This is a genomic window from Gemmatimonas sp. (assembly GCF_041689975.1).
Taxonomy (GTDB): domain Bacteria; phylum Gemmatimonadota; class Gemmatimonadetes; order Gemmatimonadales; family Gemmatimonadaceae; genus Gemmatimonas.
This window is the reverse complement of record NZ_JBDNFF010000244.1, coordinates 1-15,406: the sequence shown is the minus strand read 5'-3', so window position 1 is coordinate 15,406 and position 15,406 is coordinate 1. Positions and strand designations below refer to the sequence as shown.

The window sequence follows — 15,406 nt, the reverse complement described above, 5'->3', positions numbered from 1 at the left end:
GGGACTGGTCGGTGGTCGCATAGCCGATTGACGTAAATAATATTGGTAAAGATATTATGGTATGTTTAACGGTATTATAGTATTGCCTTGAAAATTGGGATTGATCGACACGATTCTCGTGTGACACGAACCTCGTGTGACACGAACCTCGTGTGACGAAGAACGTCACCGTGACGCTGGACGAAGGCGTTGCTCGCTGGGCCCGCATCACGGCAGCCGAGCTCGACACTAGCGTCTCCCGGATGCTGGGTGACCTGCTGCGCGAGTAGATGCGTCGTCGGGTGACGTACGAAACGGAAATGCGGCAATATCTCGTGCGCGAGCCCAAACCGATCAACTCAGGCTGTGCGGCCTACCCTTCTCGCGGGGATGTGTATGATCGCTCCGATCTTCGTTGACACGAACGTGCTGGTGTGCGCGGTCGATGGTAGCGCCGGCGATCGGCATGCGTTGGCGCGCGAGTGGATGCGAACCCTGTGGGATCAAGAGACGGGTCGGATCAGCGTGCAGGTGCGGCAGGAGTTCTACGTCACAGTAACGAGAAAGCTGCGTCCGGGCATGTCGCCAGCCGATGCACAGCGCGAGGTAAGTGCTTTGCTGCCATGGGCGCCTATCGAGATCAATCCTGACATCCTCGAGCGCGCATGGTTCATCGAGTCGCGCTACGGGCTCTCGTGGTGGTACGCGCTCATCGTTGGCAGCGCCCAGACCTTGGGCTGTCGCACGCTGCTTACCGAAGAGCTTCAGCACGGCCAGATGTTCGACAATCTCACCGTGATCAATCCGTTCCGGACCACGCCGAGTGAGCTCAGTTCGACACCGATGCCGATTCCTTCCACGCCTTCGTGAGCGCCTCGACGATCGCGGCCGCCGGCTGTGCACCGCTGATGCCGTAGCGCTCGTTTATGGCGAAGAACGGGACGCCGGTGACGCCGAACTGCTGCGCGCGCGCCTCGTCGTTGCGCACGTCAGTCGCGTGGGCCGTGCTGGACAGCATGTCGCGCACGGCCATCGCATCCAATCCGATATCACTCGCCAGACGCACGAGCGTGTGGTGGTCGCCCATCGCCTCACCTTCGGTGAAGTAAGCCGCGAACAAACGTTCGACCATCGCCGCGCGCTGTCCGACGGTGGCGGCGAAGTGGATGACGCGATGGGCGTCGAACGTATTGCCGGAGATCGAGCGATCGAAGCGGAACTCGAGACCGTCGATTGCACCCGTCGCTGCCATGTGGTCCATCATGGTCTGTGCTTTTTCGGCGGACATGCGGTACTTGGTGGCGAGTAGTTCGACGGTGGGTATCGTTTGACGGGCAGGGGCGGTGGGGTTGAGCTCGAAGCTGCGCCATACAATGTCGAGCGCGTCGCGATGGGGAAACTGGTTCAAAGCCTGTTCGAATCGACGCTTGCCGATGTAGCACCACGGGCAGGCGATGTCGGACCAGATTTCGATTTTCATGGGGAGGTCTGAGCGGAGTTTGAGTGGTCGCGGCGGTCGATGAGGCGAAAGTGTGGCGCGTTGCTCTTGATGGGTTGGCCAGGTCCATCCGCAGTGACTGGCCTGCCTGTACTGGTTCGTACCCCTTGCACAAGATTCAGGGGAGCCCGAGCTCAGTCGCTTCCTGGGGATTGATGCCATCGAGTCTCTCGCACAACCCAATGGTGCAACATCCGATCTATTACGTGGAGTATGCAGAAGTTGTCGTTCCCTCTACGCTGCGCCTTCGCTTCGCTGACGAGCTGGAACGCCGGATTGATTTTTCATCGATCTTGGCCGGAGCGCTCTTCGGCCCCCTTCGCGAACCCGCCCTGTTCAACCAGGTGCGCGTCGACCCCGAAGTGCACACTGTGATATGGCCGAATGGCGCGGACTTCGACCGGGCGACGCTGCACGATTGGCCCTCGCATGCGGCCGCGTTCCTCGCCATGGCGCAGCGTTGGGGACTCGCCACCAGGTAATAGTCTGGTGTGTCGCTGCCGAACAGCATGACCCTTGCGACCCAACGCCAAGTAGAAGCAACATATGTTCATGCCCGTTGTCGATACACGCTGCTGGACGGCACGCGAAGTTTGAGCGCTGCCGGACGAGCTTGGACGGCGCTTCGAGCGCGTGGACGGCGAGCTGCTCGTGAGCCCGTCGCCGAGCTTGTCGCATCAGTGAGCGGTGGCGGCGCTGTTTCGCGTACTCGGTGCGTATTGCCGTGCGGGCGAGATCGGCGCGGTGGACATGGTCCCGGTGATCTGCAGCTCGACGGGGCGACACTGGTGCAGCCGGATCTGTTCGTGCTGCCGCTCATTGGCGGGCGTCGTCCCGTGTCGCCGTCGGACATAGGTCGCGCGCTACTGGTGGTGGAGGTGCTCTCACCCAGCACTGCGCGCCACGATCGAGTAATGAAGCGCGCGCGCTATCAGCGCTACGGCGTGGAATACTGGATCGTCGATCTCGACGCGCGGTTGGTGGAGCGATGGACACCCGGCGTTCCGCGTCCGGAGATCCTCACGGGCACGCTAACCTGGCAAGCGGGGGAGACCGCAGTTGCGTTGCGGACTGACCTCGATGCGTTGTTCGCTGAGGCGCTGGGAAAGCGGGAGCCGCGATGGATCGATCGCCGCGCGTTACGGTGATGACTTCTTCTCCAGCGCCGCCCGCATATCCACCGTCACGATGGCCTGCGTATTGGCCGACCGCGTGACGATCAGCTGCTTGGCGCCGTACGACAGCCAGTAGAAGGAGCAAGAATCCTTGCCGGTCGTGAGCTGACGCTTGCTCCCGTCGCGCAGGTTGAAGATGCCGAAGTCCTGCTTGGGCGATCCGAAGAAGTAGATGAGTTGCGTGCCGTCGGGCGTGAGGTCCCCGCCGGACTCGTTGTCACTGAGTACGCGACGCCCTTCACCCGTGCGTGTCGAGATGAAAAACGTACCGAACCCACCGTTGGGAAGCGTCGAGGTGATGACGGCGAGTCCCCACTCGGCGTGACACCCCGTCGCGAAATGGTGGCGTCGCCTCGCTCCCAAAGCATTTGAAGCGTGCCATCCTTGGTGAGCTTGGCGAGGTCGAATCGTCCCGTGCGCCCGCCGAGCACGGTGAAGAACAGATCGCCGGTTGGCGAGAGCACGGGTCCCGAGGCGGAGCCGACGGTCGTCAGCCGAATAGGCGGACCACCGATCGCGGCACCGACCCCACCACCGTTCTGCTCTCACCGGTCTTGCGTGCAAGCACGCGGAGCTCCGACACGCCGCCGCCTCGCTCCACCACATACGCCGCCTCGTCGTTGACTGGCGAAGGACGGAAGTTGCCGATGCGAATGGAATCCGAAGTGAGTTGGCGCTCGCCGCCGCCGGCCAAGTCGACAGCCCAGTGCGACTGTGTTGTTGCGGGGCGGCCGAACCCGATCGTGAGTTCGCTGCCGATCCACTGGAGATCGGCTTCTTCGATAGCGTCGTCGGTAACGCGAATCTCGGGGCCGCCAGCGGCCGACACGATTCACACCCCGGTCTGGCGACCTCTGGTGGAAATAAACGCGATCCAGTGACCGCCGGGAGACCAGGCGGGTTGGTTGTCGTTCCGGATGTCGCGCGTGAGTTGCCGCGCCGCACCACTGTCGACCGGAATCACCCAGATGTCGCCGGCGCCGGTGCGTGTGGAGGCGTAGGCAATGAACTTTCCATCGGACGACGACGATGACGCCGTCGCAGTAATTTAAACCCCTCGATTGTGAGCGGCCGCGGGTTCGCCCCCGTGCTGTCTGCCAACCAGATCGAACCGCGGCCGCCTTCAATTCGGTTATACGCGATGCGCGTCCCGTCTGGCGACCACTCGGCGAGCTGCGGGAGGGGTTCCGAGACCATCGGCGCCGTGGTCCCATCGACGATTGACGCCGCCGAGGTCCAGAAGGTTCCGCCCGGTGCCGTGGCGAGGTAGGCCACACGATCACCACGGGGATGCCACGACGATGGGAGCTCAATGGACTTGCCTGTCGTCAAACGCCGTGCGGTGCCGTTGGCGAGCGACAACACTGCCAGGTTCTGGATGCCAGCGTCGTCGTTGGCGTAGGCCAGCTTGCGTCCGTCCGGCGACCAGACAACAGGGTTGGTGTGGCGAACTGTCGCGAAGCGTCGTGGTTCGCTGAGGTCGGCCTTGGCCACCACGAGGTCAAAGCCGCTCGCGCCGGGCGTAAAGTACGAGACGCGACGTCTGTCGGGCGAGAACCTCATGTCTACGTGCCTTGACGACGCTGGACTGAGCGCGTCGGCGCTCGGCACCGCGTCGTTCGTGGCGCTCGCAGCGTTTTCCCGATCGCAGGCTGAGAGCGTGGACGTCGCCGCAACGGCGGCGTAAGCAATGGCGCAAGCAGAGCGTCGCATCAGGTTCCCTCGGGTGACAAAACTTTGGCGACTGCCGCCGACGTGAGACGTACGATCTCGCTCTGCGCAGCCAACACATCCTTCACGTCGCGTTCGTACGTTTCCGACCACAAGCTCCGCGTAGTGGCCGGGTCACTGAGCTGCATGTTGATGCGCATGACGTCACCTGAGCGAAACACCGTGACTTCGAGGACCGCGTCGAGCTCGAGCTCCATGGCGATCTCGCACGTGGGTTTTGGTGTGGCTTTGTAGGGCATCATCGACGAGCGGGAGGCAACGCCAACGGTGCCGAGCTTGCTCAGCGCATTGGTGAGTGCGCCCTGCATGGCGTCTACGAAGATGGCATCCTTGCCGGAGATGTCTTCGATCGGCATCACGGCGATCCGCTCGATGCGCGCCGGCGTGCTGTCGCCGCCGCGCGACCACACCGCGAATCCGCCCGTCGCGGCGAGCACGGCCACCGTGGCCACGATACCGATCCAGCGCCGCGATGCTGCCGGCGGCCTTGCGGCCTCCCCGTCCGCCGACTTTACGGCCGCTTTGAACGGGCGCGTTGCCGTCGGCGTGAGTCCGCCACTCGGCGTGGTCACAATCACATCCAGCTGCGCCAGCAGTTCATCTGCACTCTGCCGGCGATTTGCCGGGTCTTTCGCCACGCACTTAAGCAGCGTCTCGGCCAACGCCTCGGGTACTTCCGGCCGGCGTTCGCGCACATCTTTCGGTACCTCCAGCACGTGCGCCGACAGCTGTCCTTGCGCGGTGACCGCGTCGAACAGCGGCTTGCCGGTGAGCATCTCGTAGCCCAACACGCCGAGCGCGTAGATATCCACGCGCTGGTCGATGTTGGTGTCGGCGGTGGCCTGTTCTGGCGCCATGTACTGCGGCGTGCCCACCGCGATGCCGACCGTCGCGAGACTGCCGCCGGCTGACGCACTGAGTGCCTTGGCCACACCGAAGTCGGTCACGGCCGCATGACGCCCCGAGAGCATCACGTTGTCGGGCTTGATGTCGCGATGCACGATGCCGCGATGCACGATGCCGCGTGCGTGCGCGTAAGCCAGCGCGTCGGTGATTTCGCGCAGCAGTTGCACCGTTTCATTCACCGACAACGGGCCCGTGCCCGCCAATCGCGCGCGTAGCGACTCGCCGTCGATGAACGGCATCACGTAGTACAGGAGGCCGTCGAGGTATCGACAAATAGTGTGGAAATAAACGGCAGACGGTGGCACCTTCTCGGGTAACCCAATCACCCTCGGGAGCATCCCGACATCGAAAAGGAGCCACCGCCTATGTCCAAGTTGATTGGAAACGTCATCACGTCAAGCCCGACGTGGCCGACGTTGGAGACGTTCGTCCGCCAGCAGGTGCAGCAGTGCGTACAGCAGGTGTTGGAGGAAGAAGTCGAGGCGCTGCTCGGACGGCGGAAGAGCGTCCGCTCGACGGACGAGACGCCGGTCGGCTATCGCAACGGCCACGGCAAACCGCGCCGGCTCGCGCTCATGAACGGCACGATCACGCTGCGCCGTCCGCGCGTGCGAGGGCTCGAGGCGCGCTTCGTCAGTCGCATAATGCCGTTGTTTAAGCGGCGTACACCTGAAGTGGCGGCGCTGTTGCCGGAGCTGTACCTACACGGCTCGGCCACGGCCGGGCTGGAGACGTCCAAGGCCGCGCTGCTCGTGCTGATCGGTGGACTCGCCGACGGGACGAAGGTGGTGCTCGCGGTCGAGAGTGGCGTGCGCGAATCGACGGAGAGCTGGGCAATGACGATGCGCGATCTGACCGCGCGTGGCTTGCGTCCCCCGCCGCTCACGTGCGCCGACGGTCATCTGGGGATCTGGGGCGTCGAGACGCGGGCGGACGCCGAGCTGGAACGGCAGGCGTTTCATCGTACGTACGGCCTGCGCTATCCGAACGCGTGCGAACGACTGGATCGCGATGGGGAGCGCATGATCACGTACGACGCTTTTCCCAAAGAGCACTGGCGCCATCTGCGCACGACGAACGTCGTGGAGTCGCCGTTTGCCGCCGTGCGTCTTCGGACGTCGGCCGCGAAACGCGTCAAGAAAGTCGAGCACGCGACGGCCATCATCTGGCGGTTACTGCTCGTGGCCGAATCGCGCTTCCGCCAACTCAACGCCCCGGCGTTATGTCTTGCCGTCATCCTCGGCGTCCGTTACGTCGATGGCCGACCTGCTGCCGCACCAACCCCCGCCCTCGAGAACGCCGCCGCCTGACCGCACGTTTCCACACCTATTGACGAGGCCAAGCGCACGATCGAGCGTTGGACCGTGGCGTCGGAGTTTCCGGAGACCCACCACGGATCGATGACGTGGTCGCCCTTGGCCACGCTCCCGCCGTTGGTGGTAGCCGAAGAGGAGCTGTTCGGGCCGCTGCCGTAACGCGACGGTCCGCTGCGGCGCACGGTGCCGAATCCCGAACCATCAGCCAGCGGCCGCACCCAATCGCCAGCCGGATAGTCGTACCCGTTCGACCAGCAGCATATGGGGAACGGTCAACGCAGCCAATCCGATGAACAGAAATTGTGCCACACCGCGTGATGGCGCGCTGTGATCGAGAAACACCCACCCAGTGATGGCTGCCAGCACGACCAGCAGCATCGGGACCAGTGCCGCGGTGAGCAGCAGGCGAAGCGAGCTTCGGTTCGCGTAGTGATACGTCCGAATCACGTGACGCGCGCTGTGCATTCCACAAAAGAATACGGCGAAGCCGACGAGCGGCGATGCGAAGACGGCGAGCAGGATTACCGCAAGCAATTCTGCACCGGCCATCGTGTTACGGCGCAGGGCGAAGGCAGCAGCGGCGAGCGAGCACGCAAGCCATGGCCACGCCAGCACCGAGAGCGCCGCAGCAAGTGAAACCCCGCTGCCCGGCCCGGCGAGAAATCCAAACTGTCGCGCCACGTCAGCCTCGAAACGCAGGCAGGGCAGCACGATCACCGCGCCAGCGTACAAGACACGGGTGAGCGTGCTCACTCCAGACGCAAGGTCACCCGAAAAGTGCGCGATCGAAACCAGGAGAAAGCCAGCGAGGAAAACCACCGGTGATATCCACCAGACGCCAACGACGAGCGCTGCGAGCACCGCGTACAAGAGGGCAGCCGACAGCCACGCGCCCGGTGATCGGAGGCGATACACCTGGCGCGCAAAAATCGTGTCCAGCGCGCCATGAGGCACACCGAGTGTCAAAATCAATCCGCTGATCAACGCCAGTTCGACGCGTTCCTCGAGCGGCGGCGAGAGAAGAGCGCTTAGGGCAACGACGGCGGAGAGGGCACAGAACGTCAGCCCCTGCGCCCGCAGCGCCTTGTTCATACGAACTCCAAGCGGTTGCCCGAGCGTGTCCACATCCCACTCCACATTTCGCGAAGGAACACGCCAGTCGGCAATGAAGCGATGACGGCAGCGTAATCGCTGAGCGAACAGGAGTCCGTTAGAAAACGGATCACGCGCATCGGGTCATGCATCCCGAAAATGCTCAAAAACAGTTCCGCGGCGCCTTCCGGATTGCTGCGAACGACCCGAAGAAACAGCTGATCCATGCCGCGATGAATCAATGGATCCGCCGCGTGACCGGTGACGCCGCCGCCGTTGCTGAGCACGCGCGCTGAGTCACGCGCCCATCGTTGTATTCGCTGGAATGCGTACCCTGTACTGGCGCGCGCGCCGCCCGACATCACGCCGGCGCGTGCGTATCCGTCACCCAGCGGCGGGGCCACCTGCGTCATGCCCATGGGAAGTACGCCCCCCTCGCTGCGCACGATCGTGCGTCGATGACCGCCACAGGCCTTGTCCAAGGCAGCATTCTGGTACTTCGTCAGACGTGCCGTTGAGAGCGGTCGCGGACCAAATACCGTCGTCTCGATGAGCGCCCGAGTCCGCGAGACCGGTAGCACATAGTGAAAGAGCACACCGTCGTCCAGACAGCCGGCAAAATCCATCAACGTCGCCACGGTGTCGTCGAGCCAAGGTTCGTCACACTCGACTTCATGGCCAAGGAACGACTGCCATAGCACGGCATCGCCCTCACGAGGAATCATTGCCGGGCGGGTGTCGATGATCTGTCGCGCCGACAGCGTCCCGCGGGACGTATTGACCACCCAGTGATCTGCACGTCGCTGCGGTTCGGCTGTGATCTTCGTGTCGAGGTGCAACTCAACCGACGTGGAGCCACGAATCAGACCCTCGGCGCGCTCATAGAAATTCCCGGAGTCGAGCATTTGATATGGCGCCTCGCGGCAATCCACATGCACCGTGCGGGTCGCTGATCTCAATCGCAAACGCGACCAGGACTTCTCCACCAGCGCATCATGGCGATGTGGTGCAGTTCTCCAGAAGCACCACGTCCGGTCTGCCACGTAGGCCTGACGCGCCTCGAGCACGATCGTACGCTGCGCGCGTCGTGGCGACTCCACCAGTCGCTCCCCGAGACTCAGCCCTGCACATCCCCCACCAAGCACGATCAGATCAGCGTCAGGACGCATGCCGCCCGCCCGCTACCGCACAGCGTGCGGTGGCACTGACCGCGATCAGAAGGCCCGGCGCCGCCGCAGCGCTGGCGGCGCACATCACACCGCCAGCGTCGTGTGTCATGCGGGCACGTACTTTTCCAGGTCCGACTTGCGCGCCGCGATCAGGTAGATCAGCACGCCGAAACCAGCCTTGGACACGATGTCAGCGATAGTGTAACCGACCTGCACGGCGACCGTGGCATTTCCGCCGGTCACGCCAAGCATGGGCAGCACGAACACCAACGGGTAGAAGCACCACGATGCGATGGTCAGCGTGCGCGCCGACCGGATCAGCCCGCGCGCTGATTCAGGCTGCGAGGCGATCGACGCCTTCAGGCCCACCGCGAGATCGTACACGATGATCAGGAACGGAATCATCGACATACTCCACCACAGCCAGCGGGTCGATGAATCGGTGGCGATCTCGCCAGGATAACCCAGTCCAACCATGACCGCCGCCAGTACGCCAAGCTTGACGGCTTTCCGCGACGATTCCGTCGGCGAAAGACGCATCACGAGAATCAGTTCCACGAGCAGCAAGGGCACGGTCAGCAGCCAATCGACGTACCGGTATGCATCATTGAACTTTGCGCCAGTGGCCGTGATCGTGCCGTTGGTTACTGCGTACGCGCCTTCCCAACTCGCGAAGATTCGCACGTAGTGGTACAGTGCAATACCGGTCACGAGTGCCGTGACGGCAAGCGCGGTACGGTAGGCCGGCGCGACCTGCGACCGGCTGAGGATGAAGAACAACGTCGCTGCTCCCATCACAGCGATCGTGAACGAGAATGCGTTGTACACCAGGTCGAACTGTGATACGGTGATATCGAACATTCATGTACTCCAGTGTGAGCTGTTGCCGAACGTGTGAGCGACACACAGCTGCGTGCGTGATCACCTCGATCCAAGCACGCGTGACACGAATCGGTTCCAGAACAGACTTGCGCTTCGTGGAGTGCTGCGCACGTGATACCGCAAACGCTCGCCTGTTCGTACTGCGGTACCTGCACCGATCACGGTACAACGGCAACAGACTGTATCACGCGTCTGGACCGATCAAGCAATCGCATCACGATTGATTCATCACCGTTCACGGCGATCTGGAGCTGGTGGCTCGTTGCGAACGTCTGCATGCGTACGACACCGTATGGGGGCCGCATTGAGGAACGAGTTCTGGAACAAGCGCGTTCATCAAGTTGGAGGGCTGTTCACCAGGAAACGCAGGCGCTATTAAGCACTCCGTTCAGCGAAAGATGCGGCATGCGGCGAGGTCCGCGGTAACAGACCGCACTGCCAGCGGCCTCACCGCAGATTGACGCGGACACGACGCGGATTGGGGCCGCGCGAGTCGCGGACTCTGGTTTTGGCTACAAGTTATTGTTGTCCATCCGCATGCTCGAGAGTGCCGAGTTCGGCGCTGATTTTTTGCGCGATGAAGCCAAGCGGAACACCTTCAAGGTGTCCGGGTCCTGTCGTTCGACGATGCATTGTGCCAGAGACTGGGTTGCGCGCGTAGTCACGAGAAAATCCGGCAGGGTTTGGCGGAGCGCCGCTGCGTCCTCTGCGTTCTCTGCGTCCTCAGCGTGATCCGTTCCAATGCCCCGTGCGTACCGTACGCCGCGCACTACTCCCGGGGGCGGCGACAACCAGGCCGCTGAACCGATCACGCCGAGGACGCGAAGGCGTAGAGCACGCAGAGCAACACGCGAAGAACAGGAATCGGCACCCATCTGACCGCATGGCGCGAAATGGGAGCCGTTCCGCCGCACCCCTCTCCGCGACCACTCGACGTACTCGATCAGCTCACCGAGCAGTGGATCGAGGCGCACGACCGGCAGGGTGATGTCGCATAAACACGGGCGAGAACTCGGCACTGCCTATCACGTGGTATCCGCGTCCATCCGCTGCTACTGACTAGGCCGCTAATTAGTGGGTAGTGCCGTCATGCGGCATACTGCACGTGCTTCTCGTGGAACAGGTTCTGCATGATCTGCGGGTGCTTCTGGCAGCGGACGAGATGTCGGCGCACGGGAGCCCTCATCTCGGCCACAGCATCACGCGAACGTCCGCCTTGTTCTCCGCCACGAACAGTTTCGCGAGACGCGAAGAACGGCAAGAATGATCGATACGGGCATCACGCCAGCGGACCTGGGCGCGCCGAACCACCACTCCTGTGGTTGCTGTGCTTCGCGGGCCTTCGCGATCTTCGCGGACTTCGCGCGAACGGCGGTGCGTGCGGCTGCTTCGGATCTGTCGGAGAGTCGGCAGGTTCGCGCGAAGCTCGCGAAGAGACGCGAAGCACAGCAACACTGATCGATACCGGCATCGCGTCGGCGGACCCGGGCGTGCCGCACCACCACTCCTGTGGTTCCGGTGCTTCTGTGCGTGACCGTCCCGCGCGCCTCCGCGCAAACGACCGCCAGGCAGCGCCTCGCCGGTCAAGTCGAGACCAGATAAACCACCCCATTCCCAAAGCACATCGATAATGGACGCCGTTCCAATGCCAAAACGTTGGGCTGTAACCGCAGACAATCCAGAACTATTTGCTGCACTGATCATTAAGACTGTACAGTGGAGGTTGCCGACGGGGGCGAGGCCCGCGGCAACGGAGCAAACTACCAACGGCCTCACCGCGGATGGGCGCGGACAGGACGCGGATTGCGGCCGCGCGTGACGACCGAGTGTGGTACGGTGATCTTCCACTTGTTTGTCCCCGGCTTGTCAGCGGTCATCTGCGGTGAGGCAGTGCAGCGGGCGATTTCGCCGTGATTCACCCACACGAAGTCCCGAAGCGCCTGTATTGTTTCGGTAACCGGCATACCTCCGGCGCGAACATCATGGCACGTTTCACCGGTCACTCGCAGCGCAGAACGCGTTGCGTGCCGAACCCCCGAGCATATCGTGCCATTTCCGTTCGTGAGCAGTTCGTCCGTTGGTGCCGAGTCGGTGCCACCGCTCGTGTCGTTGGTCTCGAAGTAGCGCTATGCGTCCCCGCAGCGCTCAGCGCGTGGGGAGATCATGGCCATCGAATCATCGGTCTCGCGGCAGCGCAGGCGTTGCCAGAGGACATGCCGCGCTTTTTTCGCGATGCGGCTCCGCAGCTCTCGTATCTCAATCCCGAGCCGGATCGCTGGCAGGATCGAGTGGAACGCCAGCTCGAACCGGCGCTCGAGGGGGGCACGTCGCCCGATCACTACATCGACATGGATCTCGTGTCACCGCTGCAGCTCACCGAAGCGCTGGCGGCACGTGATCGGTGGGCGTTCGCCGACTCAGTACGGGCGGGCGGCGTGGCACCGCAAAGTATGGGTCTGCTGCCGTTCACGATTCTCGAGCTCACTGCGAAGCTGCGCGGTGACTTCCGGCTTTGGCGTATCGCTCCCGACAGCACGGTGCGCGCATGGATCGAACAGCGCATCGTCGACGACGCGGGCATCCTGGGTCACTACGTGGCCGACGGCTCCAACCCGCACCACACCACTAAGCATCACAACGGGTGGGTGGGCGACAATCCCAAGGGCTATCCCACCGACAGCCGGTTTCACGGCCGGTTCGAGTCGCCGTTCGTGCAGGCCCACATCAAAACGGCCAATGTGCGCGAGGCCATGATCCATGTACCACAGGCCTTTCCCAATGTACGGAGCGCGGTGGTGGCCTATCTCATGACGACCAGTGCCGAGGTGGAGACGCTCTACGCCATCGATAAGGCTACCCCGTTCATAGCGGAAGCGCGTACGCCGGCGCAGCACGCGTTTGCGGTGGCACGCTTGGGCGCCGGGGCCGAGATGCTACGCGATTTGTGGTATACGGCGTGGGTGACGAGCGCGCGCTGAGCGCTCGTCGCTGCCGCCGATTTGTGTATCGGCGGTGATCGTGCTTTTTAATCACGATTCGTCCGTGTGACGTGCCTGAGGGTGAATCGCTTTTAACCGAGCACTGCCGTGATCTTTTCATTCGTGCCGGTCACGCTGCTCAGCGTCGCGCTCCAGCTCCAGGCGCCGCTGCACCTCGTGGCGCCGCTCCCTCGCGTGCCGCTGCCCATGCCTGCGGCACATGCCGTGGTGGCGGTTGCCAACCGAAATCGGATCGCCGCGGGCGTGCAGACGGGGCGCGTGCTGTCACTCGCCATCGATATTGTCACCGCGAAGTGGAAGCCTGAAGGCGAGAACGATCCCGAAGTACCGGTGCTCGCGTTCGCCGAGGTCGGCAAGAGCGCGACGGTACCGGGGCCACTCATTCGTGTCCGGCAAAGCACGGAAGTTCAGCTCACCCTCACCAATCGCAGCGACTCGGCGTTGGTGATCGGTGGTCTGCGGGCGGGGAGCAACGCGGGTACCGATACGGTATCGTTGGCAGTCGGTGCAACGCGGCAGCTGCGCTTTCGTCTCGATTCCGCCGGGACTTTTTTCTACTGGGGCGCGTTCAAGGGGACGACAGCCTTCGATCGCAATTGGCTCGATTCGCAGTTGAATGGCGTCATCATCGTCGATGCACCCAAGGCGCGTACTGATGACTACATCTTCGTGCTCAGTGAGTGGTTTCATCCCTACGACGATCGTCGACAGCCCTTCGAAGTGGTGAGCGTGATCAATGGGAAGGCGTCTCCGCACACGGAACGCCTGACCCTTCCGCAGGGCGACTCCGTGCGCTTTCGCAAAGGGAACACGATGGCATTAGCGCACCCGATGCACTTGCACGGGTTCTACTACCGAATCGAAGAGCGCGCAGGGAAACGCATTCCACCTAGTCGGCAGATTCTCAGCAATACGGATCTGGTGGAAGTCGGCACTTCTGAAGTCTTGAGTTTTCTGCGGTCCACGCCAGGTAATTGGCTGTTGCATTGTCACTTCGCCTTTCACGTCGACGAAACCGTTTCGCTTGTCAAGTCGCCGTCGCCGCCAATGATGCATCACTCGGGCGACGCGATGACGCCCCATTCGATGCGCGGGCTTGCGGTAGCGTTGCAAGTTACGCCGCCGCACGGCTACACCCCACCAAGCATGGTGAATGCGCGTACCATTCATCTGCGGGTGCAGCGTGAGCCACACGCGCTCCCTGGCGGCGCCGATGCGATCGGCTTCGTCGAGCAGGTCGGTGATTCGGTGCCGCGTGCCAACACGGTGTCGATCCCCGGTCCGGTGTTGGAGCTGCAACGGGGTAAACCCGTGCGCATCGTGGTGCACAACCAACTTGAACAACCGACCAGCGTGCATTGGCACGGACTCGAGATTGAAAGTTTTCCAGACGGCGTACCAAATTGGAGTGGGCTTGGTGATCGCATCTACACGCAGATCGCGCCGCGCGATTCCTTCGTGGCGGAGTTCGTGCCGCCGCGCGCAGGCACCTTTCCGTATCACTCGCACTTGAATGATCGGCAGCAGATGCTGTCGGGGATGTACGGCGCCATCCTCGTGACCGATCGTCCGCGCGATCTTGCCCGCGATCATCTGGTGGTGGTGGGCGGCGGTGGCCCAGCGATCGAAGACAAGATCGAGTCTCCGTTCGCCCTCGTGAACGGTCGAACGAGTCCAAGGCCGCTCCGCCTGACTGTCGGCGAAACGCATCGCTTTTGCTTGGTGAGTATCAATCCCGACTGGCCCGTGCGCTTTACGCTGCGCAACGACGCCGTGACCGCACGCTGGCGTGCCGTGGCCAAAGATGGAGCCGATCTTCCGCGCGCGATGGCGACGTCACGACTGGCGATGGTGGTGATGGGACCGGGTGAAACAGCGGACTTCGAGTTCACACCAACGGTGCCGGGTACGTGGCGACTCGATGTCGCGAACGATGGGTCCGGATGGCAAATTCCGGTCAACGTGATCGTGGAGCCCAAGCCACGCACGAAGACCGGAACGAACACGACGACCCCGAAAAAGTAAGCGTACGCAGGATCCACTTTTTCGAGCGCGGTTCTTGCAAAGCCACGCAGGATGACCAATCGACTTCTGATCACTGGGCTGATGCTCGCGGCGGCAAGCAGCGCCAGCGGCTGCGGCGGCAGTGCCCGGCTCCCCATTGAAGCCGGCACCGGACCGGCCCCCGTGCTCGATCCCCCCCGCCGCTCTCTCATTCCCACGATCGCCGTCGCAGCAGCGCGGCCGTGGCAGGCCGGGGAGATGCCGATCGCCGCGCCGGGGCTCACTGTGCAGGCGTTCGCGCGCGACCTCGACCATCCACGCTGGCTGTACGTGTTGCCCAACGGCGACGTGCTTGTCGCCGAAACCAATGCGCCACGCCGCCCCGACGATGCGAAAGGCATCAAGGGGTTCTTCTTCAAGCGGTTTCAGAGGAAGGCTGGCGGCGCCGCACCCAGCGCGAATCGCATTACGCTGTTGCGCGATACCAATGGCGATGGAATTGCGGATGTCCGACCGGTGCTGCTGTCGGGGCTGGTCGCACCGTTCGGCATGACATTGGTGCGTGACGTGCTCTACGTGGCCAACACCGATGCGATCGTTCGTTTTCCGTATCGCACCGGCGACACCGCGATCTCGGCCGTTGCGACGCGCGTGG

General features: G+C 63.0%; 15 protein-coding genes and 1 pseudogene. 8 read left to right on the top strand and 8 right to left on the bottom strand.

Annotation, left to right across the window (positions count from 1 at the left end; translation table 11 throughout):
• The first annotated feature begins 375 nt into the window (after nucleotides 1–375).
• A complete protein-coding gene (locus ACESNG_RS15705; RefSeq protein WP_373059863.1) occupies nucleotides 376–849 on the top strand; it encodes a PIN domain-containing protein in 474 nt (157 codons plus the stop codon).
• On the opposite strand, the gene ACESNG_RS15700 is transcribed toward ACESNG_RS15705, so the two are convergent.
• The gene (locus tag ACESNG_RS15700) at nucleotides 809–1,459 is read right to left on the bottom strand and encodes a DsbA family oxidoreductase (RefSeq protein WP_373069671.1); all 651 of its coding nucleotides are present in this window, start codon (nucleotides 1,457–1,459) and stop codon (nucleotides 809–811) included. The genes ACESNG_RS15705 and ACESNG_RS15700 overlap by 41 nt on opposite strands.
• Nucleotides 1,460–1,632: 173 nt before the next feature.
• Here ACESNG_RS15700 and ACESNG_RS15695 point away from each other — a divergent pair, with 173 nt between their 5' ends.
• The gene (locus ACESNG_RS15695) at nucleotides 1,633–1,959 is read left to right on the top strand and encodes a DUF2442 domain-containing protein (RefSeq protein ID WP_373069669.1); all 327 of its coding nucleotides are present in this window, start codon (nucleotides 1,633–1,635) and stop codon (nucleotides 1,957–1,959) included.
• A gap of 237 nt (nucleotides 1,960–2,196) precedes the next feature.
• Complete coding sequence (locus tag ACESNG_RS15690) at nucleotides 2,197–2,625, top strand: Uma2 family endonuclease (RefSeq protein WP_373059869.1); 429 nt, start codon at nucleotides 2,197–2,199, stop codon at nucleotides 2,623–2,625.
• Here the strand turns inward: ACESNG_RS15690 and ACESNG_RS15685 are convergent.
• The 3 genes from ACESNG_RS15685 to ACESNG_RS15675 all read right to left on the bottom strand — a co-directional run bounded on the left by ACESNG_RS15685 (nucleotide 2,617) and on the right by ACESNG_RS15675 (nucleotide 4,215).
• Nucleotides 2,617–3,015, bottom strand: coding sequence for a hypothetical protein (locus tag ACESNG_RS15685; protein WP_373059871.1), 399 nt, complete (start codon nucleotides 3,013–3,015; stop codon nucleotides 2,617–2,619). The two genes, ACESNG_RS15690 and ACESNG_RS15685, sit on opposite strands and share 9 nt — an antisense overlap.
• A 127-nt stretch (nucleotides 3,016–3,142) precedes the next feature.
• Complete coding sequence (locus ACESNG_RS15680; protein ID WP_373069667.1) at nucleotides 3,143–3,481, bottom strand: hypothetical protein; 339 nt, start codon at nucleotides 3,479–3,481, stop codon at nucleotides 3,143–3,145.
• 131 nt (nucleotides 3,482–3,612) lie between these two features.
• Entirely contained in the window at nucleotides 3,613–4,215 is a 603-nt protein-coding gene (locus ACESNG_RS15675; protein ID WP_373069665.1) for a TolB family protein, read from the bottom strand.
• On the opposite strand from ACESNG_RS15675, the gene ACESNG_RS15670 reads away from it, so the two are divergent.
• Nucleotides 4,214–4,339 (top strand): hypothetical protein, encoded by a 126-nt coding sequence (locus ACESNG_RS15670; protein WP_373059877.1) that lies wholly within the window; start codon nucleotides 4,214–4,216, stop codon nucleotides 4,337–4,339. The two genes, ACESNG_RS15675 and ACESNG_RS15670, sit on opposite strands and share 2 nt — an antisense overlap.
• Nucleotides 4,340–4,364: 25 nt before the next feature.
• Here ACESNG_RS15670 and ACESNG_RS15665 read toward each other — a convergent pair whose 3' ends face one another.
• Entirely contained in the window at nucleotides 4,365–5,594 is a 1,230-nt protein-coding gene (locus ACESNG_RS15665) for a protein kinase domain-containing protein (protein WP_373069663.1), read from the bottom strand.
• 60 nt (nucleotides 5,595–5,654) lie between these two features.
• On the opposite strand from ACESNG_RS15665, the gene ACESNG_RS15660 reads away from it, so the two are divergent.
• Nucleotides 5,655–6,599: a transposase gene (locus ACESNG_RS15660; protein WP_373069661.1), complete on the top strand. Its 945-nt coding sequence runs from the start codon at nucleotides 5,655–5,657 to the stop codon at nucleotides 6,597–6,599.
• Between the two features lie 207 nt (nucleotides 6,600–6,806).
• Here ACESNG_RS15660 and ACESNG_RS15655 read toward each other — a convergent pair whose 3' ends face one another.
• The 3 genes from ACESNG_RS15655 to ACESNG_RS15645 all read right to left on the bottom strand — a co-directional run bounded on the left by ACESNG_RS15655 (nucleotide 6,807) and on the right by ACESNG_RS15645 (nucleotide 9,727).
• Nucleotides 6,807–7,697, bottom strand: a complete 891-nt coding sequence (locus tag ACESNG_RS15655) for a Brp/Blh family beta-carotene 15,15'-dioxygenase (RefSeq protein WP_373058369.1) — start codon at nucleotides 7,695–7,697, stop codon at nucleotides 6,807–6,809.
• Nucleotides 7,694–8,866, bottom strand: coding sequence for a lycopene cyclase family protein (locus ACESNG_RS15650; protein ID WP_373069659.1), 1,173 nt, complete (start codon nucleotides 8,864–8,866; stop codon nucleotides 7,694–7,696). The genes ACESNG_RS15655 and ACESNG_RS15650 overlap by 4 nt, the downstream gene beginning before the upstream one ends.
• 105 nt (nucleotides 8,867–8,971) lie before the next feature.
• Nucleotides 8,972–9,727: a bacteriorhodopsin-like gene (locus ACESNG_RS15645; RefSeq protein ID WP_373059133.1), complete on the bottom strand. Its 756-nt coding sequence runs from the start codon at nucleotides 9,725–9,727 to the stop codon at nucleotides 8,972–8,974.
• Between the two features lie 2,234 nt (nucleotides 9,728–11,961).
• Between ACESNG_RS15645 and ACESNG_RS15640 the strand changes: the two genes are divergently transcribed.
• The 3 genes and pseudogenes from ACESNG_RS15640 to ACESNG_RS15630 all read left to right on the top strand — a co-directional run.
• Nucleotides 11,962–12,726, top strand: a complete 765-nt coding sequence (locus tag ACESNG_RS15640) for a nuclease (protein ID WP_373059135.1) — start codon at nucleotides 11,962–11,964, stop codon at nucleotides 12,724–12,726.
• A 108-nt stretch (nucleotides 12,727–12,834) separates the two neighbouring features.
• Nucleotides 12,835–14,772, top strand: a complete 1,938-nt coding sequence (locus ACESNG_RS15635) for a multicopper oxidase domain-containing protein (RefSeq protein ID WP_373059137.1) — start codon at nucleotides 12,835–12,837, stop codon at nucleotides 14,770–14,772.
• A 51-nt stretch (nucleotides 14,773–14,823) separates the two neighbouring features.
• Nucleotides 14,824–15,406 (top strand): annotated as a pseudogene (locus ACESNG_RS15630) (sorbosone dehydrogenase family protein); the annotation flags it as partial.